This window comes from Sporomusaceae bacterium ACPt, assembly GCA_041428575.1.
Classification (GTDB): Bacteria; Bacillota; Negativicutes; order Sporomusales; family Sporomusaceae; genus Sporomusa_D; species Sporomusa_D carbonis.
The window spans coordinates 3,830,688-3,855,773 of sequence record CP155570.1; the positions used below are offsets into that span (position 1 = coordinate 3,830,688).

A 25,086-nucleotide genomic window follows, 5' to 3' on the forward strand; every position below is an offset into this window, starting at 1 on the left:
CTATATTTAAATTAATAATAGGAGGGGATTCAATGGCGAAATATCATGCAAATGGTGTATTCATTTACCCTGCGGTCCCTCCAGCCCAAAGTATCTCCAGGATCATTTATAATGGCTTGCTTCCCAAAAGCGGCGCTACGGAAGTATATGCCCATGTAGGCCTTGGACGCAGTTGGGAAAGCATCCGGGACTACAAAATGACGAAAACGGCCCATGGCTTTGAAGCTTCGATTCCTATCCCACCAAACGCCGATATCCTGCATGTCTGTTTCAAAGATGCCGCCAATAACTGGGACAACAACGCTGGTGCCAACTACTCCTTTATTGTCGGTCCGCCAAATGACAATTATTCTCTTGAAATTGCCGATGAGATCAGCATATGGGATGACATAATTGATCGTTGCCGTTCGAACCTTTCGACATGCAAGACGACCATCTGCCGTTTGTTCAAGTCATCGGTCTAATGCAATCTTATCGAACCGTGCCAGATAGGCAAAAAGGTGCTCCGTAGACAGAGATTTTGTCTGGAAAGGGGTTCCGGCCAGAATATAAAAAGGCTTCTCAGTCAAACGACCGGGAAGCCTTAATTTTTTCTTTGGTGTATTGCCGAAAACAATGACTTGGGAGACTTCAACAGCGTCATAAGCATCATTAGTGCCCAAATGTCGTATATAATATAAAAATTTAGATTGGAAGTATTTCTATCTCAACTTTCGCAGAGCCAAAATTGGCTCTGCGAAAGTTGAGTTACTAACAACACGCCCAGAAAAAAATCTTTATTGGATTTCATATAGATAAAAACGGTACCGCCATATTAAAATAACCACTTAAAACCTCCTTTACGGGGGTTTTTATTTTATGCATCGGCTCAATGCGTCGCAGGTAATAATGCTTGCCCACGGCTGCAGAATTGTTATGGCTTTCATGGCTACTTCCCTATAGATAAGATCAACGTAAGATTAAAATTAATGGATATACTAAATATTGGTGATAATATATGCCGCTACCGGAGAATTACCGTAGCCCATGAGTTGCTTTGTTATGGTCGGCAATGCTTCCCGGAATTTCAAAGCCAAAGATTGCTAAACTCCGGCTTGATACATATTGGCTTGATACATATTCACGGCCAGTGCGTCAGGCATGGTAGCTGATGTATATAATCCAAGTGTCAAGTTAAAGCTACATTCACTAGATAGCGGTTAGGAGTGATTTATTTGAGTAATATCATTATCATGTGGTCAATGTTTTTAATTCCTTGGCTAACCCTTATATTCATGAAGAAAGAAGACATTAAACGCTATATGCCTGTTGGGTTATTAGCCATAGTTACGACAACGATAATCTATGATGTAGGAACTACCTTAGGATTCTGGACTTTGCGGGAATCGTTTTTTCCTTTTAACTATATGGAACCTTATTTTTACGGTACTATACCTGTGTTGACAATGTGGGTCTTCAAATTTACTGAGGGGCGATTCTGGACCTACATGTTAACTAATATAATCCTAGACATAGGTTTCAATTTCTTTTTACTGAACTACTTTTTTCCTAGTAGAGGTATAATGGACTTTAACATTCCTCCCCTTTTTTCATTGCCTATCACTTTAACCCATGCAGCAGTGCTTTACGGCTATCAAATCTGGCAGAATGACATGCTCTTTAAGTCAGAGAATAATATAGCACACATACAGCCTGCAGCTGCGAAACCACTTAATAACCTACAAGACAAAGAAAAAGACAATTATTGACACCTGTGACAATTTTATTATGGATCCAACCTTCCAACAAATCTGGGATGCGCAAAGATTTCTCACTCACCTTCACCACTGATTTTGGTTAAATTACCTTTGCAGTAGCATTTATCATTGCCGTACAGCACCTTTTCCTGTATCCAACAAAAAAATTCAATTATTTTTCTATTTTAAAATAAATTTCTAAATATTCAAACAAATATGACTGGCCCTCTCCATGTCCGGTCATGGTATATTTTATCATTTGATTTTGCCATCTGGCGTATAATGCCGATGCATATCCGCCTTGCAACAGATGATGTATCTCAGATGCAACACGGCAGCCTTTACCATGGAGCCTTGTTAAAACGTCAATACCATCCGGCACTCCTTTTCTCTAGTGAGGCTATATCTTTCTTAAATTAGTGACCGTGTTGTTGCAACTACCAATGATACGCCTCAGTGGTGGTAGTTTTGCACCTTAAATGATTTTAAACGTGTCGATACTGATGTGCTTTCACCTCAACCCAAGATATCCCACTTTCTCAGCATGACCCAGCAAATACAAAAAGGCATGCGCGGGAACTCGCATTACCGGTACTTTCGTCTCATGCGGCATAATACCGTAGTCTTCTGGCCGTTTCGTTATCACTAACGCCGCCACTATCGCTTCTTTCTCGCTATTTGCCATTTCCACAATTGCATCATTCTCTCTAATTTCGGCGTTTTCCCGGTATTTGACCTCGGTAATAATCTTCCCGGCAGGAAATTCCACCACGATATCAATTTCTTTTTCAGTACCGCTTGTTTTGCGGTAATAGCCTACATTGGTACGGTTTCGATAATAAAATGCAGCAAGGTGCTTGTATATCGAAGTTTCAACCATCATCCCCATTTCAACCGGATCTAAAAGAACATTATCGAGCATTAAGACTGCATTGCGAATAGCCGCATCCGCAATGTAAATCTTGGGCTTGGCCTTTAGTACCTTCTTTCCGTCCATGTTTACCGGATTGCTAATATAAATTAGGTTGGCCCTCGCCAGGAATTGAATATAGTTTAAAACCGTGACAACCGGCGTATTATCCAGTTCCTTACTCATGGCGGAAATGTTGATAATATTTGATGAATGGAAACACAGATAAAGGAAGACCTTTTCCAAAACCGCTGCATTGCGAACACTAAACAGGGATGGAATATCCCGCTTTAGAACTTTGTCGACGACATCTTCCCGCAGCATTCTTTGCGCGTAATAATCGTCTTTCGCCAAAGCCAGTTCAGGAAATCCTCCAACGGTCAAATAACGGTGGAAGTGCTTTTGAAGTGGCATAAGCCGATTCATAAGCGTATTTAATTGAGGCTTTTTCAGCCCGGAAAGTGCTGTAGGCTTTAATCCGTTATCCAGTTTGGGAAGCTCGCTTACTCCTGTTAATTCACAGTATTCATAAAAAGACAGTGTTGGGACGTGAATCACACTCCAACGGCCTACGCCACTGTCGCTGGCTCCCTGGGCCAGCACTGGACTTGCAGAACCTGTCGCCGCTATCCGCCAACCCGGATGCGTGTCATAAAATACTTTCAGCCACATTTCCCAATCGGCAGCATACTGGATTTCATCAAAGAATAAGTAATAATTATCATCTGCGGAAACATTCGTCTGATAGATGGACATTATTTCGTCCATACTGCAAAACTTTAGCAGCGGATGGTCAAAGGAAATATAGAGTATATTCTTAGCTTCTACTTTTTGCTGCAGAAGCATCTCCACAATTTGAAAAAGCAGTGTTGTTTTACCAACCCGCCTGGCTCCCGATAAAATAACGTGCCTTTTGATTTCCGTATGCTGCAGCATTTTTACTGCCTCATAATATGCAAAGCGCTTCGCAGGTTTTGAGTATTCAGTTGGTACGGAACCATCTCTCCACCAAGGATTATAAGCGTAAAGAAGTTTAAGGATATTTTCCGGTGTTACTATCGGCATAACATCACCTCCTAGATAATTTTAAATTATACTCTAATTTTTATCAATAAAAAATATAATTATACTTTATATTTTTTATCATGTTTATTAATATATAATTTTTAAATAACAGTCCGCCCTTCAAAAAGCGGACTGCTATTTATTATTTTTCGGCAACAAACACTTCTTCTAATGCTTTCACAGCCGCATTCTGCATGTCCGGAATGACATGCAGAACAACTCCAAACCAGAAGCAAATAAGCAACATCATACCATCACAGATGGCGTTGGAGATCATATTGATTTTAAGGTATAATTCCCCCCAATCCATTCCATGAGTATAAACAATGCAGCGATTAAGCTTACTATTGATATATACATCTCTTTCTGTCATCAAGAGAGCCGAAAGTCATCAGCAAGTACCTCCAGGGCAACTGCGCGCTGTATATTAGTTTGCGCCATAAGAGTATTAATACTCAATTAGGCCAATACGCGAATACTCACAATCCGGCTTTGCTTCAAATTACCCTTGGTTCTTCCCAATAACATATTGTTGTAAACCTGAACCATGGCTGCCGGTACTTTCATTCAAGGAGGCATACTCTCCGGTAGACATCCTTTGAGCGCTTCCCTTAGTAAGCGTCAAAGCAAAACCACCTATCAATAAAAAACCACCTGATGTACGATATGATAAAACATCAGATGGCTGTTGGAACCGTTATGCTTTTTTATTAGGCATTTTACAGCTTACAGGAATTTCTTCAGCCCACGGAAGTAGTTTTTCAATACAGAGCGTATCCTGCAGTTGGATTTGCCTAAAGGCATATTCCAGATAAGCTTGTGGATTTAATCCGTTTTCCATGGCCGTTTGGATTATGCTGTAAACAGCGGCGGACGATCTTGCGCCACCAGGCGTATTGCAAAACAGCCAGTTTTTTCGTCCAATCACAAAAGGCTTGATAGATCGCTCCGCACGATTATTCGATATTTCGATGCGGCCATCGGCCAAATAGGCTGTCAGATACTTTTTTTGATTTTGGGCATAGGTAAGCGCCTTGCCCAGTAGACTTTGCGGCAAGGTATCAGCCCAACAAATTTCTATCCATTTATAAAACTCTTCGATAATTGGTTTAGCTTCTTTTTGCCTTAGTTCATGCCGTTCTTCCGGCGTCATGTGCTCGGCCTTTTTTCAACGTCGAAAAGCTTATTGCAATAGGCAAGACCTATCGCTTCTTTACTATCCGGCTGTTTAGCCGCAGGGCCGACCAAGGCTTCATTGAATTTTCTCCGAACATGTGCCCAACAGCCGCACAAGGTTACACCGGCTTCTTCTACCTTGTGATAGCCATGCCAACCATCGGTCTGAAGATAGCCGGAAAACCCTGCAAGGTACGCCTTGGCAAATTGCCCGCTGCGCCCTTCCTGGTAGTCATAGAGCACAACCGGATGATCCGTATCCCCGGACGTTCGATATAACCACATATAGGAATCTGTCTGTGCCGGTCTGCCGGGTTCACACAACACTTCCAGAGTAGTTTCATCGGCGTGCAACAAATCCCTTGAAAGCAACTCTTTTTTTAGGGCTGCTAACAAAGGCTCCAAAAGTGCGACACCTTTAATAACCCAGTTGGACAGGTTTTGGCGGGAAAGCGTTACGCCAAGCCGCTTAAATTCCTGCTCCTGCCGATACAGCGGCATAGCATTGACGAATTTTTGGCTCATGATATAGGCCATAAGCTCGGCGGATACCATGCTCTTAGGCAGCAACGCTTTCGGCGCGTTAGCCGTGATGATCGGCGTCTCTATATTGTTTTTCTCGCAATTTCGGCAACCGTATACATAGTTTACGTGCTCGATAACCTTGACCTTTGCCGGAACAATCGTCAATTCCTTACGTACTTCCTTGCTCATAACATGCAGCTCTTCACCGCAAGCAGGGCAGGTCTGTTCACCTTCTGGCAGAGTATATTCAATCACTTCTACCGGCAAGTCCTTTATGTTTTCTCCGCGTTTACCCTTTTTGCGCTGATAACTCATGGTTTCCACGTCCGGCTCCACAGCAATCGGTTGGCGCTCAGCTTCCGCCTCATTGAAGAGGTTTAACTGTTCCTGGTCATCGCGTTTACTTTTTTCCGAAGAAGCGCCAAACTTTTTTGGCGAAGCAGCTTCAACTGCTCCATATACCACTTGTTGAGCGCTTCCAATTCCTGAACGCGTTTCTTTAATTCCGCATTTTCTTCTTCAAGCTGTGCCTGTGTTTGCAAGAAAAAATCCTCATTTCCGATACCATTTTCTTATCTTCTATTATACCGGAAAATGAGGCGAAAAGCCAGTAAAATCAATACTTTAGCGGCTTTTTAAAACTTGCGTGCGACGCAGTTTTTGTTCGATGCCCGGGCTTTGAATCAGGTTCCACAGTTCTTCTGTGGTAAGCGCCATGGTGGCGTCGTCAAGTGTCGGCCATTTGAAACGGCCTCGTTCCAAGCGCTTTAAATGCAGCCAAAAGCCGTTGTCTTCCCAAGTTAAAATCTTAATTCGATTGCGTTGTTTGTTGCAAAAGACGAACAGTGCTTTTTGAAACGGATCCAACTTAAAACTATGCTGCACCAATGCGCTTAAGCCATTAATGGATTTACGCATATCGGTGTCCCCGCAGGCTAAAAAGACTGGTGTATGTTCCGATAGTTTCAGCATACTTCCACCAGTACGCCAAGCACCGTTGCCAAGAGTTTTTTATCTGTTTTAGTATCTACGGCAATTTTGCATTTGCCGATTTGTATTTCGAGGCTGGCTGATCGTTCTGGCGCAGCCTGGATGACAGGAATCCAGTTTTGTACCGGTTGCGGCTGGTCCTGCTTTTTTTCGTGCTGCAGCCATCTCTGCAATGTGCTCAGGCCAATAGCATTTTCCTGGCACCATTCTTTTTTGCTTAGGCCACTGGCTTTATATGCTGCCATCAGCGCTGCTTTTTCGACAGCAGAGTAGGCCTTACGCTTGCTTGTTATTGTATTTTCCATACAGCTTATCCCTCCTGAGATCATTATCCCAGGATTGAAGCATATACGCTATGTGGGGATACTTTTACGCTTACTTCCCTTACAGTAGTGGCATAGCGGTCAGCCCCAGGTTTTTGGGCATGAAAAAGCGTCCCGAAGGACGCTTAACAAATTAACAGCACCAATCATGCTTAAATTTATGGTGGCACTTAGGACATACGCATTCATCATCAAACCAGTGTTCACATTTGGGACACTTGTGACAATCTGTATCACATTCACAATGACATTTAGGGCACTTGTGGGGGAATTCATGCCAACACTTCGGACACTTCTTGCGACGCTTACAATCACGGTCAGAATCAACACTCATTTTAGCAACCTCCTCGTATAATAGAATTAGATCCACCGGATAGCGTAATTTCCAGTAAGGAAACACATATTCCGGGGAACCGGTTCCCAATTCTGAAGAAGCTCTTTTTACCCCGAAATATTATCCACATTCAGCCTGTAATGCGCGCGGTTATAGGTTGTGGTTAATTCCTTCTATGGTTAAAGACGCTTTTTCAGAATGGATTAATAAACTTCAACTGAATAAGAACACTGATTGAAGTCAGCAATTCTTACTTTGGCGTCAATTTGATACGCCCGGGGCACAGGCCCAATTCCAGAGTTGCTACAATTCAACAGTGATTGAAACCGGCCAGCCGGAGTATGTATATGCTCCCTGTCGCTGGCTGGTTTTTTACTGCCTTTTTTACTCATTACCTACCTTGAATCTTGGACTTGCTCATGGGACAATGGGATCGACAGGTACTTTTCGGGAGATTTCTTCTCCTCCTTGCGGATCCACACTGGATACTGCTGTAGAAAGCCGGCTACCCGTGGTCCATCATCGAGTATCTAACCGCTAGTTGCACCAGTCTGGAAACTGGGGGTAGCACCCACACTGTCTGTTTCCTGTACATGAGTTCTGATGACGAGGCTGCTTTAGATGGTTCCCATGGGCACCCAGGTCTGAGAAGTATTTGATTATTTATCCGAAGGGAGGTGTGGATTATGGCTAATCTTATGGTAGGCATTGACGTTAGCCTCCGCTCTCATTCTGTACAGTTCATGAATGATTGTGGGGATGCTTTAGAATCTTTTAGCATTCCTAATAACCTGATAGGCGCTCAAACTCTACTTGAACGTATTCTTCAATCGGCTCAAAAACTTCAATCTGAACTTATTCGTGTAGGCATGGAAGCCACTTCGAATCTTGGTTGGCATTTGGCTCATTTCCTTAAAGCTAACCTCCATCAAACCCAAGGTTCCAAAGCTCAGGTCTTTGTCCTTAATGCTAGAAAAGTGGCTCGTTTTAAGAAAGGCTATGATACTCTTCCTAAGAACGACCGCATTGATGCCTGGGTGATTGCAGATCAACTTCGGTTTGGCCGTCTTCCACATGAGTTGACTTCTACTATTCAATTTGAGGCTCTCCAGCGTTTGACCCGAACCCGCTTTCACCTTATGCAAAATATCGCCCGCGATAAAACCTACTTTCTCAATCAAGTCTTTTTGAAATTTAGTGGGCTTCGCCAAGATAATCCCTTTTCCAATATGTTTGGCTCTACTTGTTTAGCTGTTTTGCAAGAACTTGAACCTGAACAGATTGTCTCTATGTCCATTACAGAGTTAGTAGACTTTTTGAAGGAAAAAGGGAAGAATCGCTTTGACGATCCGGAGCAATTGGCTTCTTTCTTGCAAAAACTTGCCCGCTCGTCTTATCGTCTTGATAAAGCTATGGCTGATCCTGTTAATCTCTCATTATCCGTTATGCTCAGTGTTATTCAGACTATGGAAAAAGAAATTGCCAAACTGGATAAAGAGATTGAAAAAATCATGAAGTCCATTCCCGAAACCTTATCATCTGTGAAAGGGATTGGGCCGGTCTTTGCCGCCGGTATTATCGCCGAAATTAGCGATATCGCTCGCTTTTCTCACCACAATTCTCTTGCTAAGTATGCTGGACTTGTTTGGTCTCAGTACCAATCGGGAGAGTTTGAAAGTGAGGAAACCAAGCGAGTTCGTACAGGCAATAAATATCTGAGGTATTATCTAATACAGGCAGCTAACCTCGTTCGTCGATATGACAGTGAGTATGCTGCTTTTTACGCCGAAAAATATGCCCAAGCATTCAAGCATCATCACAAACGTGCTCTCGTCTTAACTGCCCGAAAACTGGTACGGTTGGTCTTTATGCTACTAAAGACCAAGCAACTGTACACACCGCCTGAGAGGAGAGGTTAGTTTTTTCTTCTAATTGGCAGCCTTTAAAATACCTCATCTTTCTTACATAATTTGGTAGTTAAGGTGAGGTTTATTTGGTATACCCTTTTTTAGGCTAACTTCTAATTTCTCGTTATCTTTTTTCCAATTTTTCAGTTTTTCCATATTGACATTTTACCGCTAGGCTTTTCGTTTATATTACATAATATGTTTGCATGTTGAAATTGTTCCACTTTGTTGGAAAATTATATTAAAATATCTATATAGTATCCAATAAAGATTTACAGGCGTGTTGTTAGTATAAGCGTAAGTCAAGCGCCGGCGGTGGAGCGTTACTAACAACACGCCTAGAAAAAAATCTTTATTGGATTTCATATAGATACTTCTAAAACCTTGCACAGCTTCGCCACCCGGTATTTATGGCGGTTTTGGCTGATAAACTTGAGTCGTTTTATTTCAGATTCTTGGCGAAGAACGCAGCTGCCTTTTTTAGAATTTCCAATTCTTCTCGCAGTTCGCGATTTTCTTTTTCCAATTTTTTGAGTTTAGCATCTTCTTCATCGCTTAGCTTGCCGCTACCTGGAAATGGAGTATCTTGTTTTTCTTTATAGCGTTTGATCCAGAGAAGAACTCAGTTCTTGAAGTCGCATCAACAGATTCATATATTTTCGCCTCCCAAGTGATGATACTCAAGTCACACAAGACTATAATAAACGGCAGTTACTTAGCACCACATCCCCAGAACTTGTAAATCTAGGATAATCACGAGATCATTCCATATCAAGGTATATTTACCATCTATTATCCAAATTCCTTCCTGCAAGTATATTCATGACTCGTTTTAGGTTATATGCCAAAAAGGACAAAGATATCTCTGCGCTGACCGAATTTTTTCTTTTGGTCAGTAAATAATACGCTCCCCAGCAGCCTTATTTCATCGAACTATTTTATCCGCAATTTGCTGTTTGAAAGTTCTTATATCATCCAGCTTATGCTGTACAATTTCGTATACAAACTGAGCACCAATATCAGCATACTGATGAGCAATCATATTGCGAAATGCCACCATTTTCGTATAGATAGCAGTTTGATGATTATTCCAATATCCATGATCGGCTAAAATACGAAAGCCGTCTGACAACACATCAACCTCACCGAGTCCATCATCGGACACAATATGATTTACAATATCTATCATACAATTAATAATGATAAAAAGATTATATTCCACTACATCTCTGGCAACCGGATGACTTACAAACTCATCATACGACAATGAACGATACATCAATACTTTGGTCAATGATTTTTCAATCTGGCACAATTTGCGTTCCAAGATGTCATGCTTGACCATAATTTTGTCCTCCCAATAGGTACTGCCGTGAGTGCCGCGCCCAATACCGAACATCATTGTATTCTTTAATAATATGCAAAGAATATTCTGCCTCGAACAGCGGGTCCCGTGTCAATAATACCACTTTTCGCATATTGGCGACATGTTTAACCAACGGTTTAGCGTGGTTTAATACTATTAAGTCAATTTCTTTATGTGTTAAAACCATTATCTCTGATTTTAGACTGAGATACCAATCACTATCATTGAGCAAAGCTTGGTCTTTAACATATACAGCAATATCAATATCACTATAGTTATTGTTACGGCCGCTGGCATAGGAACCAAACAACCACGCAAACAAAATCTCTTGTCTATCCGCAAAAAAAGATTCTAAACTAGCAATTAACGCTGCTTCAGACTCTTTTGTCATTATGTTTACTCTACCACACTTTCCTAACATGTTAACACACTAAGCTCTTCTCATGTGATTATTATACCATTTTCCACCATATAAACAAAACACCGCAGCATCTGCTACGGCTCCTCAGTATATTACCATCATTATGTGCCCTCCGCTACGCTCAATCACAATTCTCCAGCAATAATCACTAACTCTGCAGGTAACCATATAGTATCCAATAAAGATACTGATAAGAGCCGCAAAGTACAAATCTAGTACTCTGCGACTCTTTTTATGTAGTTATTCTTTTAAATTTATGGAAAATAAAGGTAATTTTTCGGTAAACTAACCCAATCAGATACAACATTATTGTAATTTTGTTGCATTGATATCTAGTAATCATTTTATATTTTTACCACAAAAAATGTCAATATTTCGGTTATTATGTCATTTATGATTAATTTAATAAATAATCCACACGAAAAACAGCTTTTATAGTTGAACAATAGAATACAGCTCGTCTTTTTGATCTTGATTGATACCAATATAGCGAAGTGTGATACTGGATGAGCTGTGGTTAAAAGTGTCCATAATAAGCCCTATATTGTATTTAGATATTTTATAAGTCCAATAACCCCATGTTTTCCTTAAACTGTGAGTGCCAAAGTTTTCAATGCCCATCACAGTGGCAGCTTCCTTCAGCACTCTGTAAATCTGGATTCTTCCTATATAACCGCCTTTTTGACTTGGAAAAAGGTAGTCGTCTAAGGCAAGATGCTGAGTTTTAACATAAGTATGAAGACACTTGCGCAAGGTTTCATTTAATTTAATTTTCTTCTCTTTTGCTGTTTTCCTTTCGTTTAAGATGAGATACTCTCTAAATTGCCACTTCTCATTAAAAATATCATTCACCTTAATAGGTATGATATCGCTGATTCTCAAGCCTGTATTAATACCAAATTTAAAAATCATCGCATATTTAGGATCACTTCCATTCAAGTATTGATAAAGCTGCTTAATCTTGGCTTTTTCTCTAATCGGTTCAACAGTCATAATTAGTTAGTATTGCCTCCTAATGTATCTTTTACATATTATATTATACAAAAAAGATACACTAGAATACAATTAAAGATTGTGGTAATTCTAAGATTATTAGATTAAACCCTTCATACAAAAGGGTTTTTTAATATTTTAAATACAACAAAATTACAATAATGTTACATTATAATAGTTTGAATAGTTTTAAATTAATATTGATAAAGGCAAACCTCCGAAAGTTGGAGACGCAAAGTCACGAGTTTAATGTTATACGATGGCAGCCGGTTTGCGATGCCTTTAAAAAACCGTGGATAAACAGATTTGCGGTTTTTCGTTTATTATCGGTTCTCATCCATATAAGTTTCATAAAAGCTTGGACTGTAATATCACTTTAACCCGCGGCTGATAGAGCAAGTCAAGAGAAAGGAGTTAGAAAAATGTCTGAAACTTTCGCCAAGAAAGACATCTATGACAAAACTGGGGTCCTGCTGTTGGCCAAAGGCCAAAAAACGACGGATGCTGTTATAGCAAAGCTGAAAAAGCGTGGATGCTATGAGCAGGAAGCGCCGGTCAATTCTGATGTCAAACAGAGCGTAGCAACTTTTCCGATTGCCCTGGCACTCGGAGAAAGAATGAATATTCGTAACAATCGTGTTCTAGAGTATCCACACAAGGTATTAAGCACTATCATATTTGAGTCTAAAACAAAGCCCTGGTGGATTTTCGTCAACGCGTTGAGCAACTACGTGGCCTGGATATATACACATTCGATCGATGTTGCCATTATTTCGTTGATGATAGCTGTGGAACTGAGATACAACGATGAAGAACTGTGGAATATAGGATTGGGCGCTTTTCTGCATGACGTAGGCAAGTTGTTGATTCCTAAACCCATCATACAAAAACCCGAGCCTCTGAACGACATGGAAATGGTTTATATCCGGCAGCATTGCGAATTGGGCATGAGTTCTCTTGAACCATTTTGTCTTCCAAAGGAATGCACGGATATCATTTTGCAACATCATGAGCGACTCGACGGGAGCGGATATCCACAAGGGCTAAAGGGAGATGAAATATGCCGCAACGCCAGAATCGTAATGATTGCCGATGTTGTTGATGCGATCACCTCCGACCGACCTTATAGGCCACATCAGGAAATGGATACGGCGATAAAGATACTAAGAAGTGATGAAGGAAAATATTCTAAAGAATTCGTTTCTGTGTTGGAAAAAATACTGGAATAATGCTGACGGCATTATTCGCTCGCCACGTCCAAATCCTAAGATTGAATTTTGTGTAACGGAGCTGATACAAATAACAAACATTTAAAAGTCGCATAAGCGTGGCAGGATATGAATATTAGCCCATTCCAATATCACCCATAAATTAGAGCTTATTATAACCGCAGAGTGTGTGGAAAAAGTGGAACAGCTTCGCTTCTTCCAAAGCCAAAATTGTGATAGGATACAGGGATATTTATTTAGTAAACCGCTGCCTGCTCAGTGCATAGAGGATTTTATATTGAAAATAATTCCGTTAGCTGATAAGTCTGAAATCCAATAAAGATGTACAGGCGTGTTGTTAGTATAAGCGTAAGTCAAGCGCCAGCGGTGGAGCGTTACTAACAACACGCCTAGAAAAAAATCTTTATTGGATTTCATGTAGACTGAGTTTGAATTAACAGGATAATTTTGTACAGTATGTTGTACATTATCTTCACAAAAAAAATCTTCACAAAAAAAATTTCTTCTACAGCAACATTTAATGCTTTTGCAATATTTAACATTAGTTCCCCGCCGGGTTGATATTTACAGTTTTCAATATCAGATAAATAAGGTCTTTTTATACCAATTTTAGCTAATTCTTGTTGTGTTATTTTTTTAATTTTCCTAGTTTTGACAATAATATTTTTTAGACCCATAATAACCCCCTCTCTTTGTACAGTATTGTTTACAAGTACAGTTTACTATACGTATTTACATCTTGTCAAGTATATAATACAATCAAATTGCCTTCTTTTTGTATAGTATTCCTTACATTTATGTTAGAATAAATTGCGTAAGGATGGTGTAATATGAACAATTTAGGTAGTTATATAAGAGCAAAAAGGGATGAAAAAGGGTTATCATTACGTGATTTTGCTAAACAATGTGGATTAAGTCATTCTTATATTGACAACATTGAAAAAGGATATGATTCAAAAACCAAAAAACCAATGTCACCAACACTAGATACATTAGAAAAGTTAGCAATTGGCTTAGGAGTTCCTCTTAGTGATGTAATGATTCAAGCAGGGTATAATGGTTTTATTCAAACTACTAAAAAAATAACATTCAGCAACCAAGATAATATGTACAACGTAGTAGCACGCTCATCAGCTTTGCCCAAAGAAATTCGTGAGCAATTTGTAAATATCTCCATAGACCAAATAAGAGAACTTGAAAAAGCTTTTAGTAAAAACATAAAAAAACTTCGAATTAAACAGAGACGAACTCTTCAAGAAATTGCCGATCTATGTGGTGTTTCTGAATCAACTATTGAAGAATGGGAAACTGGTAATAATCCCCCTCCGTCAGAGACAATCATTCAGAAACTTGCTCAACATTATGGTGTATCAGTAGAATCTCTTTTCGAACCACAAGATAATAAAACCCCGTCCTCCCTTCCTCCTCTCACCCCCAAGGATGAACGTGAAATTGCCAAGGACCTCGAGACCATACTAAACGCGCTGGACAATAAAAGCGGCACGGCAGCATATAACGACCCGGAAGACGAAGAAGATCGCGAACTATTGAGAGCCAGTCTCTTAACTTCCATGAAATTGGCCAAACAAATAGCAAAGAAAAAATTCACTCCTAAAAAATACCGTAAGGAGTGATCTATATAGTATCCAATAAAGATGTACAGGCGTGTTGTTAGTATAAGCGTAAGTCAAGCGCCAGCGGTGGAGCGTTACTAACAACACGCCTAGAAAAAAATCTTTATTGGATTTCATATATGTGGATATCAAAAAATTCGCTGAGAAACTCATCAGAAATTATAATACAAATAATCCATTTGTTCTTGCCGATTGTTTAAATGTCATGATTATACGCTCCGACATGAAAAATGTATTGGAATTCTTTAGCAATATAAACGGAGTAAGTTTATCCATTTAAATAACAATATGCCTGAAAAATCAGAAACTTTTGTCTGTGCTCATGAACTTGGGCATGCTATATACCATCACGATATAAATACTCCATTTTTAAAAGCCAATACTCTTTTTTCAACCGCTAAAATAGAACGAGAAGCAAACATTTTCGCTGTGGAGTTGCTCATGCCGGATGATTTATTGCGTGAAAACACCTGTAATATATACAGTCTGGCAGATGCACCAAGTATTCCACATAAATTAGCAGAACTGAAATTACAAAATTAAAAAATGAAAGGATGAATAACTATGAGTGAACAGCTCAACCAAATGCAAAAAATGATGGAAGAACTCATTAGAATAACAGGTAATACTAATGCTGTTGTTGAGGAACTTCGTCAAGAACTCAAAGAAGTAAAAGCTGACGTTAACACCCTTAAAACTGACGTTAACACCCTTAAAACTGATGTTAACACCCTTAAAACTGACGTTAATACTCTTAAAACTGATGTTAACACCCTTAAAACTGATGTTAACACCCTTAAAACTGATGTTAACACCCTTAAAACTGATGTTAACACCCTTAAAACTGATGTTAACACCCTTAAAACTGATGTTAACACCCTTAAAACTGATGTTAACACCCTTAAAACTGATGTTAAATCTTTAAAAGAATCTGATGCCGCTATCATAGACTTAATTCAGCAATCATACTGCGACCTTGACAAAAAACTTGAAGATCATTTTGCCGCTATTCGGGAAGATTTAAAATCAGTCGCGGAGATTACCGGCGATCATGAAATACGGATTCGCACGCTTACCCGCCGTCCGGTATAACAGTAAGCGTCAAAGCAAAACCACCTATCAATAAAAAACCACCTGATGTACGATATGATAAAACATCAGATGGCTGTTGGAACCGTTATGCTTTTTTATTAGGCATTTTACAGCTTACAGGAATTTCTTCAGCCCACGGAAGTAGTTTTTCAATACAGAGCGTATCCTGCAGTTGGATTTGCCTAAAGGCATATTCCAGATAAGCTTGTGGATTTAATCCGTTTTCTATGGCCGTTTGGATTATGCTGTAAACAGCGGCGGACGATTTTGCGCCACCAGGCGTATTGCAAAACAGCCAGTTTTTTCGTCCAATCACAAAAGGCTTGATAGATCGCTCCGCACGATTATTCGATATTTCGATGCGGCCATCGGCCAAATAGGCTGTCAGATACTTTTTCTGATTTTGGGCATAGGTAAGCGCCTTGCCCAGTAGACTTTGCGGCAAGGTATCAGCCCAACAAGCTTCTATCCATTTATAAAACTCTTCGATAATTGGTTTAGCTTCTTTTTGCCTTAGTTCATGCCGTTCTTCCGGCGTCATGTGCTCGGCCTTTTTTTCAACGTCGAAAAGCTTATTGCAATAGGCAAGACCTATCGCTTCTTTACTATTCGGCTGTTTAGCCGCAGGGCCGACCAAGGCTTCATTGAATTTTCTCCGAACACGTGCCCAACAGCCGCACAAGGTTACACCGGCTTCTTCTACCTTGTGATAGCCATGCCAACCATCGGTCTGAAGATAGCCGGAAAACCCTGCAAGGTACGCCTTGGCAAATTGCCCGCTGCGCCCTTCCTGGTAGTCATAGAGCACAACCGGATGATCCGTATCCCCGGACGTTCGATATAACCACATATAGGAATCTGTCTGTGCCGGTCTGCCGGGTTCACACAACACTTCCAGAGTAGTTTCATCGGCGTGCAACAAATCCCTTGAAAGCAACTCTTTTTTTAGGGCTGCTAACAAAGGCTCCAAAAGTGCGACACCTTTAATAACCCAGTTGGACAGGTTTTGGCGGGAAAGCGTTACGCCAAGCCGCTTAAATTCCTGCTCCTGCCGATACAGCGGCATAGCATTGACGAATTTTTGGCTCATGATATAGGCCATAAGCTCGGCGGATACCATGCTCTTAGGCAGCAACGCTTTCGGCGCGTTAGCCGTGATGATCGGCGTCTCTATATTGTTTTTCTCGCAATTTCGGCAACCGTATACATAGTTTACGTGCTCGATAACCTTGACCTTTGCCGGAACAATCGTCAATTCCTTACGTACTTCCTTGCTCATAACATGCAGCTCTTCACCGCAAGCAGGGCAGGTCTGTTCACCTTCTGGCAGAGTATATTCAATCACTTCTACCGGCAAGTCCTTTATGTTTTCTCCGCGTTTACCCTTTTTGCGCTGATAACTGATGGTTTCCACGTCCGGCTCCACAGCAATCGGTTGGCGCTCAGCTTCCGCCTCATTGAAGAGGTTTAACTGTTCCTGGTCATCGCGTTTACTTTTTTCCGAAGAAGCGCCAAACTTTTTTTGGCGAAGCAGCTTCAACTGCTCCATATACCACTTGTTGAGCGCTTCCAATTCCTGAACGCGTTTCTTTAATTCCGCATTTTCTTCTTCAAGCTGTGCCTGTGTTTGCAAGAAAAAATCCTCATTTCCGATACCATTTTCTTATCTTCTATTATACCGGAAAATGAGGCAAAAAGCCAGTAAAATCAATACTTTAGCGGCTTTTTAAAACTTGCGTGCGACGCAGTTTTTGTTCGATGCCCGGGCTTTGAATCAGGTTCCACAGTTCTTCTGTGGTAAGCGCCATGGTGGCGTCGTCAAGTGTCGGCCATTTGAAACGGCCTCGTTCCAAGCGCTTTAAATGCAGCCAAAAGCCGTTGTCTTCCCAAGTTAAAATCTTAATTCGATTGCGTTGTTTGTTGCAAAAGACGAACAGTGCTTTTTGAAACGGATCCAACTTAAAACTATGCTGCACCAATGCGCTTAAGCCATTAATGGATTTACGCATATCGGTGTCCCCGCAGGCTAAAAAGACTGGTGTATGTTCCGATAGTTTCAGCATACTTCCACCAGTACGCCAAGCACCGTTGCCAAGAGTTTTTTATCTGTTTTAGTATCTACGGCAATTTTGCATTTGCCGATTTGTATTTCGAGGCTGGCTGATCGTTCTGGCGCAGCCTGGATGACAGGAATCCAGTTTTGTACCGGTTGCGGCTGGTCCTGCTTTTTTTCGTGCTGCAGCCATCTCTGCAATGTGCTCAGGCCAATAGCATTTTCCTGGCACCATTCTTTTTTGCTTAGGCCACTGGCTTTATATGCTGCCATCAGCGCTGCTTTTTCGACAGCAGAGTAGGCCTTACGCTTGCTTGTTATTGTATTTTCCATACAGCTTATCCCTCCTGAGATCATTATCCCAGGATTGAAGCATATACGCTATGTGGGGATACTTTTACGCTTACATATGAATTAACGAAAATTAATACATTACCGGAACTGTTACTTTATTAGCAACCGGAGTATATATGTCTATAGGGAGATCCGGGGTTTGAAGCGATACAATCAAAGAATATCTTGCGAGGCGATCGTATCTGCCTAAATGTGGTCTAAGTTTCCACCACCCGGTTGTTGGATATATGCCAATATAATTGCACTCAGCGACATCTGCTGCAGTCCCCGTCCAATAATCAGAGTGTACAGATCCCAAATCACTAGCCTGTCCAATGACCCAGCGAGCGCTACCGCTTGATGTGTCTGGGCGTTGCCCTTCATCTCTCGCAGCTTTATTTAGTCTAACGAGAAACTGTTCCTTCGTCTCATGCGGCGAGTTGATATCAAATCTCAACCCATGAGAAGGATATCTGTATCTATCACCCCAGCCAATCTCTCCCGGAGCAGGCTCTATGAAATAAGATATAGTAACCCGCATAGTGATAGGTGTATCGCCTAGCTCGCGAAGCACTTCACGGGGCCAAGGCAGTTCATAAAGGTGCATTTCACGGGTTCTATAACCACCACTAGGAGACTTTTCAAATGGCTGCATCTCTGCCTCCGCGATAAGCGTTAATCTGTTTTGTGAACTCGTTAAACACCAGGCTGTATTAGGTACTCCATATCCGCAAATATGAAGAAGCCTTCTATACTCACCTCTACTGCCAGTTGAAATGAACTGCTCTTTCATTTCGGGCGTCCATTCAGCGGAATGAACCATTAAACCTCTAACAGTCTCTGGCCAGCTATCAGGATATTGTACCTGTATTTTTGCAGCTAACCGTGCAGCCAATGCTGTAGAAGCACTCGTCCCCCAAAAGCTTGCAAAAAAACCTCTGTGCGGTTGATGACTAGTGGTAAGAAGAGAGAGCTCATCCCAGTCAGAATAAAATCCGCTAGCATCACAAACGCCGTTTCCACCTTCAAAGACAATATCCGGTTTTGCAGGCCACCTGCTATCCCAGTTCAAGGACGTAGTGGTAGACGGAGAGATTTGGTTTGGCCGCGCAATTGGAGTAAGCTTTCCATACGTTTTATCTGTTACTAGGTCTTTTTGCGTATACGAGCCAACGGCTAATGCGTTCCACGACTGCGCCGGATCTTCCACGGATGTATTTAGATTAGTTTCCGGATATACACCCCAGCTTGCCACAGGAATAGTCCCTGCAGAGACAATGAATAACCGCCGATGATCGTCATAGTAGCCTGAAGTTAGAGCGTCAATGGCACCAGACCAGGAAGATGGTCTTCCTGTTTGTGGTCCATCTGATGATGTAACAGCCATGCAAATGGTCCTTTTATAAGCCGGATTGACAATTTCCGCCAAGTGTACGCCCTGTTGGGTTATATATCCATACAAGTCCCGATTATTCGGCTGGCTCGACCGGAAAATTTTTACAGATTCAAGGTGATGAGCAATTTCTACCGCATTACCACTGGCCAGTTCCACTGCTAGGTCACCATAGGCAACCAATCCTGCCATTAGAGTACCATGTCCACCATCGTCAAAAGCGCCCCAATCTGTTTGATAGGCTTGGCAGTCACGGTTAGCCAATAGCGGAGCAAGTAAAGGGTGTCCATTATTAACGCCGGTATCTAAAATACATACCGACACATCACTCGGCAAAATTCTCAATCGTGCTAAAAGCTCCTGAGCCCATTCGGCCTGTTCGTTATTGTCCAACTGAGTAAAAAAGCCGGGGGTACTTCTAGCTTTTCTAAACTCGGCAATGTATGGGCTTGATTCAATCAGAGAGACTAGCTGTTGGCGATTTGCCTTAATGAGCACTACCATGCGTTCTGGAAACTTCAATACCTCTTCTCTATTCACGATAATGCCAAGAGTACTAGATACGTTAAATATGTGATCCAGTATTTCTTGGCTTTCTCCTTGTAGCCAAGCCTCACACCAAATATCTTCATCTCCAGGCATAGAGTCTATTGGGTCAAGCCAGAACGACTCTAACATAGCAGTCCGAATGTCTTCAATTGGCGCAAAGAGGTTTTCGTACCGTGGTCGGTCCTTCTTAGTATTTTCAGTTTCATATTTGGCTAATTTGTTCAGAAACAGACTCTGCTTGCCCGCGGGGATATATACTGTCGCCGTTGTTATTTCTTGTCCATGAGCCCCATCTTGCCGCACATTTAGCAGCCTCACACCTGAACTGATTTGCTCCAAGCTGTGTACTGGCAATTTACTTCCAGCTGCACTCTTAAACTCAAGGTAAACGCCATTCCGACAAGGCAACGTGATTGCCCTGCGCTCTTGCATTCTCACAGATGTTTGCTCCCAAGCCTGATTCAATTTGTGCCAAAGCAAGGCTGCGTGAGCTTGTCTTTCTCTATTCGGCAGACAACTTCGCTCTGGTCCACCTGTGGGACTAGTAAATTTGGTAACTTCTCTCCCATCATGTACAAACAAATGCGGTAATCCAGCCATGCTTACTCCCTCCAGTTCTGATTATAAGCCACTCTCTTGTCCTGGATAGCATGACTGAGAACTTCAAATGTTACTTTATCTTCGTCCTTCAATATTGCGTCTTTAAGTGCATCCTCACATGCTTGCCCAATCTCAGCATGACTTAGACCTTCAGCATCCTTTACGATAGCGCCTAGCCCGAAATCTGATGGCAAAAAAGATGCCAGCTTATTTTTAATTAATCTCTCAATTTCATTGCCGCGAGGCCGATCATAGAGCAGCACATCATCAAAGCGCCGGAATAGTGCCTGATCCAGTATTTTAAGATTGTTTGTAGCAGAAACAATAATACTTGAGGATGTATCATTCTCGATAAACATAAGGAAAGAGTTCAATACACGCCTCATTTCACCGACATCATTATCATAGCACCGATCTGCACCGATAGCATCAAATTCATCGAATAAATATACACCACGGTGTTCCTGAATCGTCTCAAATATTTGACGCAACCGGGCGCTAGTTTCCCCCATATATTTTGTAATAAGCTTATCCATTAATATGGTCATGAGCGGAAGACGCAGTTCCCCAGCCAGTACTGCCGCCGTGAGAGTTTTACCTGTACCCGGTGGTCCTGCCAACAAAAGCTTACGTCGATTGTTTAATCCAAAACTTTTTAATTTATCTTGCTGACGGTACTCTACCAACACACGCTTCAGCTTACTTTTTAAACCTTCAGTCAAAATCAAATCATTGAGCCGACTGTCAGAATTCTTGCATAAAATTAAGTCACTAATTTCACGCTTAAACTGAATAACAGAGACCGTAGGACTAACGGATTTAGACGCCTGAACCAAGTCTCTGATTTGTTTAGCAAGGGCTTCATGACCTTGACGCGCCTCATGTGCAGCTACTTGTAGAGCAGTTGTGGAAAAACGCTCAGAATTGTTTTCAAAGTGTGACTTTACCAGAGCCTTAATTTGTTCGCCAGTCGCCATAATCCTTCACCTCCCAACAGGCACCTGTTACTATCATCGTTTGATCTTATCATTCTCATTATACGTTTTTCAAAGAAATATTTGAATAATATCATAGAAATTTATCAAAAAGTGCCTATTAATAACTATTGTCGCGTCCTTGCTGCAGCGACGCTCCTTCCCTTAAAATATCATACATAATGCCGACAAAACCGGCCAGTGCATCCGGCCCGGAGAGCAGGCGATCCACCATTTCCCTTTGAGCTTTTCGCGCTTCGAGCACCGCTTTTACAGTAGCATTCTTTAATTCACCCTGGGTAGCCATATCCTTGGTATTATTCTTAACCTGCGCCATTACCGTCTCATTAGCCCGGAGCTTTTCACTTACCTGTCCTGCCAAAGCGATTTTATCCTCATCGCCGATGCCTTCGCCGAACAATTGGTTAAGCTGCTCAATAATTTGGGTCAAAAAGTCTCTCATTTTATCACGAGGTTCCCGTGTTCCCGCGCCGGTAATCGGCTTTAGGCCTGGAGCGACTTCACGTACACCGAGGGAATTATCCAACCGTCCCGCCTCGTATAGTCTATAGTGCGTCATTTTGAGACCGGATAGGTCGATTTCGTCAGGACTTACTCCGTTTAGTTTTTTGCCAAGGTAGCGCGCCAGACCGCAAAGGGCCTCCAGCTCAGGATCGCCCAGGTCAATAATCTGGGCAATATACTCGTATTGCCGGACAAACTTAGCCAGATTGCTCTTAAATAACAGCAATCCATCCCGGGCTTTGGCCTGCTCGCTGCGCTCCAGTTCCGCTTTCTCTGCTCCCTGCTTGTCACCTAAACGCTCGCACTCGTCTGCTCTTTGCTCCGCCAGCCGGATGGCTTGGTTGATACCGCTTAAGCGGTCATTATACTCCCGAGCAATCGGCGTAAGTATGGCCTCAAACTTAGTGGCCCTGCCGCCGTCTCCTCTTGCCATTTCTTCCCCAAAGGCCATAACATCATCGCGGGTATATAGGAAATGCTGTCCAGCCGTTCTTTTAGCTGGTAAACTACATTGGGGTCTTGCACAGTCTCAATTGCTGCGCCCTGATAATATTGACGGAAAGCCTCTACGATTTGTTCCGGGTCATTAACAAAATCAATGACAAAAGTTCTGTCCTTGCCCGGATAGGTCCGGTTCAACCGGGATAGCGTTTGCACTGCGTCCACATTAGATAACTTCTTGTCGAGATACATAGCAACCAGCTTAGGCTGGTCAAAGCCTGTCTGAAACTTATTGGCTACAATCATGACCTGCCATTCCGGTCCATCAAAGGCTTTACGCATTTCCCTGCCTCGAAGCTCAGGATTCATGCTGTTTTCATCAAAGTCTTGCCCCTCAAGCTCCGGCACTACATCTTTGCCGGTCACAACACCGGAGAAGGCCACCATAGCAGCCAAATCCCTGTAGCCCCGCTCCTTTATATACCGATCAAACGCCAACTTATAAGCCACAGCCTGCGGACGGCTGGTAGTCACAATCATGGCCTTAGCTTGATGGTTTAATAGGTGTGCTACGGACCGGCGAAAATGCTCAATAATCATTTCCACTTTTTGTGCCACATTGGTTGGATGCAGGGATAACCAGCGGGCCAACGCCCGCCGCGTTTGCTTACTGTCGACCCGTTTGTCGGCTAAAACCTCCGAACCCAACCGAAAAGCGGTATTATAACTAATATAATTCTTAAGTACATCTAAAATAAAACCTTCCTCGATTGCCTGACGCATGGTGTAGCGGTGAAAGGCTTGCGGCAGGTTATCCTCACCTGCCGGTTCGTCGGGGCGAGGTAATCTGCCGAATAGGCTAAAGGTGGAGTGCTTTGGTGTGGCAGTAAAAGCAAGATAGGAAACATTGGACGGGAACCCCCGTACTTTTTGCATCTCGGCCAACAGCTCTTCTGCCGTCATTGCTTCGGCTTCAGCCAGATCAAGTGACAATAACGCCCGCAATTTCGATGCCGATGACCCCAGTTGCGATGTATGAGCTTCATCGACGATAACGGCAAAATTCCGGTTCTTCAGGGTTGTTTCGGTTAGGATGGCTTCCATGGCATATGGGAAGGTCTGTAAGGTGCAGACAATAATCGGCGCCGTGCCTTTTAATGCGGTGACCAATTGCGCGCTTTTGGGAAGGTTACTGTTTTCCCGGTCAATAGCGCGAACAACCCCTTTTTGGTGGTCTATCTGCTGGATAGCGTCTTGTAATTGGGCATCAAGCACATTCCTGTCGGTAATCACAATAACGGTATCAAAATACTTTTTACCATCCGGCTGCCGCAGCCTAATTAATTCATGGCATATCCAGGCTATGGAGTTGGTTTTGCCTGACCCCGCACTATGCTCAATTAAATAGCGATGCCCCGGCCCCTCTAACCGTACTGTCGCTGCTAGCTTGGTCACTGCCTCCCACTGGTGATAGCGGGGAAAATAGAGCGTTTCGCTAATATACGGCCGCCCCTGAGCATCTTCTTTGGTCTCCTTCTTTAGGAGTAGAAAGCGGTGAAAGATGCGCAGCCAGTTGTCCGGCAGCAGAATTTCCTCCCACCAATAGGCCACGGCGTATCGCTCAGCTGTACCCGGCGGATTGCCCGCCCCATCCTGATAGCCCTGGTTAAAAGGGAGAAACCTCGTTTTTTCGTTGTTCAAGCGGGTGGTCATGGCGATTTCGTTCTGGGTTACCGCAAAATGCACCAATGCACCACGCAGAAACTTTAACAGCGGCTCTTCCCGCCCTGTTTCCGGACAGCGGAGCGGCCGATCTTCCCGGTATTGGCGTATAGCAGCAGCCAGCGGCTGTGCCAAGTCGCTTTTAAGTTCGGCAGTAGCTACCGGTAAACCATTAATAAAGAAGGCTAGATCAAGCCGCGCACCGGTCAGCTGATTATAGGTCAATTCAGGAACAACAGTAAACCGGTTACACCGATACCGGTGGAGAACTTCCTGGTTGCGGTCATCCTCAGGTAAGCCTTGGCTCATTTGAAGAGTTCCGCCGCCAGCGACAGCAAATCCCCGCCGCAAAACCTCCAGCGTTCCCTGAGATTCCAGCTTTTTAACGAGCTGCTCAAGAACGACTGCAGTCGTATTCTGCTTATTTAAGGCTTCCAAACGACTCCACGCCTTAGGTTGGCTCTCCTTTAACCACGCAATTACCTCTAACGGCAAGAGGGCTTTATTCGTATCATAGTCCGAAGATTTACCAACTCGCCAACCTCGTGACGCCAATTGCTTAACAATATATTCTTGAAAGCCCTTTTCCCGATGAGCACCTTGCATCAGTGATCTTCTCCTTTCGCCAAGGCTCCTGTTAACTGCCTTTATCGCAGTTGTTGTAGAAAATGCAACTACTGGTAATTTAGTATCCAACGAAAAGTCCCACCTGGTACGCTTTCGATGAAGAGGCGTGGTGGGCTCGGTTGCGCATATCATACCATAATTTGAATTATCTGTAAATAAGTGGCAGGC

At 42.5% G+C, this 25,086-nt stretch carries 23 protein-coding genes, 1 pseudogene and 1 riboswitch; of the genes and pseudogenes, 7 read left to right on the top strand and 17 right to left on the bottom strand.

The annotated features are described in order from the left end of the window. Window positions 1-32: 32 nt before the first annotated feature. On the top strand, window positions 33-464 hold the full coding sequence (locus tag SCACP_RS19550) for a carbohydrate-binding protein (RefSeq protein ID WP_425059161.1): 432 nt from the start codon (window positions 33-35) through the stop codon (window positions 462-464). Between the two features lie 750 nt (window positions 465-1,214). Beyond that, window positions 1,215-1,748 (top strand): hypothetical protein, encoded by a 534-nt coding sequence (locus SCACP_RS19555; RefSeq protein ID WP_425059162.1) that lies wholly within the window; start codon window positions 1,215-1,217, stop codon window positions 1,746-1,748. Between the two features lie 160 nt (window positions 1,749-1,908). On the opposite strand, the gene SCACP_RS19560 is transcribed toward SCACP_RS19555, so the two are convergent. The 6 genes and pseudogenes from SCACP_RS19560 to tnpA (SCACP_RS19585) form a co-directional block, all read right to left on the bottom strand. After that, window positions 1,909-2,118 (bottom strand): hypothetical protein, encoded by a 210-nt coding sequence (locus SCACP_RS19560; RefSeq protein ID WP_425059163.1) that lies wholly within the window; start codon window positions 2,116-2,118, stop codon window positions 1,909-1,911. Between the two features lie 129 nt (window positions 2,119-2,247). Next, complete coding sequence (locus SCACP_RS19565; RefSeq protein ID WP_425059164.1) at window positions 2,248-3,711, bottom strand: ATP-binding protein; 1,464 nt, start codon at window positions 3,709-3,711, stop codon at window positions 2,248-2,250. Window positions 3,712-3,853: 142 nt separating this feature from the next. Then, the gene (locus tag SCACP_RS19570) at window positions 3,854-4,084 is read right to left on the bottom strand and encodes a hypothetical protein (protein WP_425059165.1); all 231 of its coding nucleotides are present in this window, start codon (window positions 4,082-4,084) and stop codon (window positions 3,854-3,856) included. Window positions 4,085-4,408: 324 nt separating this feature from the next. Continuing rightward, window positions 4,409-5,975: pseudogene (tnpC, locus tag SCACP_RS19575) on the bottom strand (IS66 family transposase). Between the two features lie 61 nt (window positions 5,976-6,036). After that, window positions 6,037-6,384 (bottom strand): IS66 family insertion sequence element accessory protein TnpB, encoded by a 348-nt coding sequence (gene tnpB, locus SCACP_RS19580; protein WP_425057810.1) that lies wholly within the window; start codon window positions 6,382-6,384, stop codon window positions 6,037-6,039. Then, window positions 6,378-6,707, bottom strand: coding sequence for an IS66 family insertion sequence element accessory protein TnpA (tnpA, locus tag SCACP_RS19585; protein ID WP_425059092.1), 330 nt, complete (start codon window positions 6,705-6,707; stop codon window positions 6,378-6,380). Before tnpA (SCACP_RS19585) ends, tnpB (SCACP_RS19580) begins: the two co-directional genes overlap by 7 nt. Window positions 6,708-7,745: 1,038 nt before the next feature. On the opposite strand from tnpA (SCACP_RS19585), the gene SCACP_RS19590 reads away from it, so the two are divergent. Then, window positions 7,746-8,978: an IS110 family transposase gene (locus SCACP_RS19590; RefSeq protein WP_425057924.1), complete on the top strand. Its 1,233-nt coding sequence runs from the start codon at window positions 7,746-7,748 to the stop codon at window positions 8,976-8,978. A 913-nt stretch (window positions 8,979-9,891) separates the two neighbouring features. On the opposite strand, the gene hepT is transcribed toward SCACP_RS19590, so the two are convergent. The 3 genes from hepT to SCACP_RS19605 form a co-directional block, all read right to left on the bottom strand. Beyond that, window positions 9,892-10,368 carry a type VII toxin-antitoxin system HepT family RNase toxin gene (gene hepT, locus SCACP_RS19595; protein ID WP_425059166.1) on the bottom strand — a complete coding sequence of 159 codons (477 nt, stop codon included), beginning with the start codon at window positions 10,366-10,368 and terminating at the stop codon, window positions 9,892-9,894. Continuing rightward, window positions 10,298-10,723: a type VII toxin-antitoxin system MntA family adenylyltransferase antitoxin gene (gene mntA, locus SCACP_RS19600; RefSeq protein ID WP_425059167.1), complete on the bottom strand. Its 426-nt coding sequence runs from the start codon at window positions 10,721-10,723 to the stop codon at window positions 10,298-10,300. The genes hepT and mntA overlap by 71 nt, the downstream gene beginning before the upstream one ends. A 462-nt stretch (window positions 10,724-11,185) precedes the next feature. Next, entirely contained in the window at window positions 11,186-11,746 is a 561-nt protein-coding gene (locus SCACP_RS19605; RefSeq protein WP_425059168.1) for a tyrosine-type recombinase/integrase, read from the bottom strand. A gap of 198 nt (window positions 11,747-11,944) precedes the next feature. Further along, window positions 11,945-12,025, top strand: a riboswitch (cyclic di-GMP riboswitch). A 143-nt stretch (window positions 12,026-12,168) separates the two neighbouring features. On the opposite strand from SCACP_RS19605, the gene SCACP_RS19610 reads away from it, so the two are divergent. After that, a complete protein-coding gene (locus SCACP_RS19610) occupies window positions 12,169-12,975 on the top strand; it encodes an HD-GYP domain-containing protein (RefSeq protein ID WP_425059169.1) in 807 nt (268 codons plus the stop codon). Between the two features lie 413 nt (window positions 12,976-13,388). Here SCACP_RS19610 and SCACP_RS19615 read toward each other — a convergent pair whose 3' ends face one another. Beyond that, window positions 13,389-13,652, bottom strand: a complete 264-nt coding sequence (locus tag SCACP_RS19615) for a helix-turn-helix transcriptional regulator (protein ID WP_425059170.1) — start codon at window positions 13,650-13,652, stop codon at window positions 13,389-13,391. A gap of 153 nt (window positions 13,653-13,805) precedes the next feature. Here SCACP_RS19615 and SCACP_RS19620 point away from each other — a divergent pair, with 153 nt between their 5' ends. From SCACP_RS19620 to SCACP_RS19630, 3 genes are all read left to right on the top strand, one after another. Continuing rightward, window positions 13,806-14,609 (top strand): helix-turn-helix domain-containing protein, encoded by an 804-nt coding sequence (locus SCACP_RS19620; protein ID WP_425059171.1) that lies wholly within the window; start codon window positions 13,806-13,808, stop codon window positions 14,607-14,609. 288 nt (window positions 14,610-14,897) lie between these two features. Next, complete coding sequence (locus SCACP_RS19625) at window positions 14,898-15,152, top strand: ImmA/IrrE family metallo-endopeptidase (RefSeq protein ID WP_425059172.1); 255 nt, start codon at window positions 14,898-14,900, stop codon at window positions 15,150-15,152. Between the two features lie 21 nt (window positions 15,153-15,173). Then, window positions 15,174-15,701 (top strand): hypothetical protein, encoded by a 528-nt coding sequence (locus SCACP_RS19630; protein ID WP_425059173.1) that lies wholly within the window; start codon window positions 15,174-15,176, stop codon window positions 15,699-15,701. 85 nt (window positions 15,702-15,786) lie between these two features. On the opposite strand, the gene tnpC (SCACP_RS19635) is transcribed toward SCACP_RS19630, so the two are convergent. The 7 genes from tnpC (SCACP_RS19635) to SCACP_RS19665 all read right to left on the bottom strand — a co-directional run bounded on the left by tnpC (SCACP_RS19635) (window position 15,787) and on the right by SCACP_RS19665 (window position 24,897). Then, entirely contained in the window at window positions 15,787-17,355 is a 1,569-nt protein-coding gene (tnpC, locus tag SCACP_RS19635; protein WP_425061454.1) for an IS66 family transposase, read from the bottom strand. A gap of 61 nt (window positions 17,356-17,416) precedes the next feature. Continuing rightward, the gene (gene tnpB, locus SCACP_RS19640) at window positions 17,417-17,764 is read right to left on the bottom strand and encodes an IS66 family insertion sequence element accessory protein TnpB (protein WP_425057810.1); all 348 of its coding nucleotides are present in this window, start codon (window positions 17,762-17,764) and stop codon (window positions 17,417-17,419) included. Continuing rightward, window positions 17,758-18,087, bottom strand: a complete 330-nt coding sequence (tnpA, locus tag SCACP_RS19645; protein ID WP_425059092.1) for an IS66 family insertion sequence element accessory protein TnpA — start codon at window positions 18,085-18,087, stop codon at window positions 17,758-17,760. Before tnpA (SCACP_RS19645) ends, tnpB (SCACP_RS19640) begins: the two co-directional genes overlap by 7 nt. A 91-nt stretch (window positions 18,088-18,178) precedes the next feature. Continuing rightward, window positions 18,179-20,629 carry a S8 family peptidase gene (locus SCACP_RS19650; protein WP_425059174.1) on the bottom strand — a complete coding sequence of 817 codons (2,451 nt, stop codon included), beginning with the start codon at window positions 20,627-20,629 and terminating at the stop codon, window positions 18,179-18,181. 2 nt (window positions 20,630-20,631) lie between these two features. Beyond that, a complete protein-coding gene (locus tag SCACP_RS19655; RefSeq protein ID WP_425059175.1) occupies window positions 20,632-21,606 on the bottom strand; it encodes an AAA family ATPase in 975 nt (324 codons plus the stop codon). A 118-nt stretch (window positions 21,607-21,724) separates the two neighbouring features. After that, window positions 21,725-22,561, bottom strand: a complete 837-nt coding sequence (locus SCACP_RS19660; RefSeq protein WP_425059176.1) for a hypothetical protein — start codon at window positions 22,559-22,561, stop codon at window positions 21,725-21,727. Further along, complete coding sequence (locus SCACP_RS19665) at window positions 22,480-24,897, bottom strand: type I restriction endonuclease subunit R (protein WP_425059177.1); 2,418 nt, start codon at window positions 24,895-24,897, stop codon at window positions 22,480-22,482. Before SCACP_RS19665 ends, SCACP_RS19660 begins: the two co-directional genes overlap by 82 nt. Between the last annotated feature and the right edge of the window lie 189 nt (window positions 24,898-25,086).

What these genes read in the sequence shown, in the direction of transcription:
- SCACP_RS19625 (WP_425059172.1), top strand. Translation starts at nt 14,898, where the DNA reads ATGCCTGAAAAATCAGAAACTTTTGTCTGTGCTCATGAACTTGGGCAT.
- SCACP_RS19615 (WP_425059170.1), bottom strand. Translation starts at nt 13,652, where the DNA reads ATGGGTCTAAAAAATATTATTGTCAAAACTAGGAAAATTAAAAAAATA.
- SCACP_RS19665 (WP_425059177.1), bottom strand. Translation starts at nt 24,897, where the DNA reads ATGCAAGGTGCTCATCGGGAAAAGGGCTTTCAAGAATATATTGTTAAG.
- hepT (WP_425059166.1), bottom strand. Translation starts at nt 10,368, where the DNA reads ATGATGTTCGGTATTGGGCGCGGCACTCACGGCAGTACCTATTGGGAG.
- SCACP_RS19550 (WP_425059161.1), top strand. Translation starts at nt 33, where the DNA reads ATGGCGAAATATCATGCAAATGGTGTATTCATTTACCCTGCGGTCCCT.
- SCACP_RS19605 (WP_425059168.1), bottom strand. Translation starts at nt 11,746, where the DNA reads ATGACTGTTGAACCGATTAGAGAAAAAGCCAAGATTAAGCAGCTTTAT.
- SCACP_RS19565 (WP_425059164.1), bottom strand. Translation starts at nt 3,711, where the DNA reads ATGCCGATAGTAACACCGGAAAATATCCTTAAACTTCTTTACGCTTAT.
- SCACP_RS19570 (WP_425059165.1), bottom strand. Translation starts at nt 4,084, where the DNA reads ATGACAGAAAGAGATGTATATATCAATAGTAAGCTTAATCGCTGCATT.
- tnpB (WP_425057810.1), bottom strand. Translation starts at nt 6,384, where the DNA reads ATGCTGAAACTATCGGAACATACACCAGTCTTTTTAGCCTGCGGGGAC.
- SCACP_RS19660 (WP_425059176.1), bottom strand. Translation starts at nt 22,561, where the DNA reads ATGGCAAGAGGAGACGGCGGCAGGGCCACTAAGTTTGAGGCCATACTT.
- SCACP_RS19650 (WP_425059174.1), bottom strand. Translation starts at nt 20,629, where the DNA reads ATGGCTGGATTACCGCATTTGTTTGTACATGATGGGAGAGAAGTTACC.
- SCACP_RS19630 (WP_425059173.1), top strand. Translation starts at nt 15,174, where the DNA reads ATGAGTGAACAGCTCAACCAAATGCAAAAAATGATGGAAGAACTCATT.
- tnpA (WP_425059092.1), bottom strand. Translation starts at nt 6,707, where the DNA reads ATGGAAAATACAATAACAAGCAAGCGTAAGGCCTACTCTGCTGTCGAA.
- tnpB (WP_425057810.1), bottom strand. Translation starts at nt 17,764, where the DNA reads ATGCTGAAACTATCGGAACATACACCAGTCTTTTTAGCCTGCGGGGAC.
- SCACP_RS19620 (WP_425059171.1), top strand. Translation starts at nt 13,806, where the DNA reads ATGAACAATTTAGGTAGTTATATAAGAGCAAAAAGGGATGAAAAAGGG.
- mntA (WP_425059167.1), bottom strand. Translation starts at nt 10,723, where the DNA reads ATGACAAAAGAGTCTGAAGCAGCGTTAATTGCTAGTTTAGAATCTTTT.
- SCACP_RS19610 (WP_425059169.1), top strand. Translation starts at nt 12,169, where the DNA reads ATGTCTGAAACTTTCGCCAAGAAAGACATCTATGACAAAACTGGGGTC.
- SCACP_RS19590 (WP_425057924.1), top strand. Translation starts at nt 7,746, where the DNA reads ATGGCTAATCTTATGGTAGGCATTGACGTTAGCCTCCGCTCTCATTCT.
- SCACP_RS19655 (WP_425059175.1), bottom strand. Translation starts at nt 21,606, where the DNA reads ATGGCGACTGGCGAACAAATTAAGGCTCTGGTAAAGTCACACTTTGAA.
- tnpA (WP_425059092.1), bottom strand. Translation starts at nt 18,087, where the DNA reads ATGGAAAATACAATAACAAGCAAGCGTAAGGCCTACTCTGCTGTCGAA.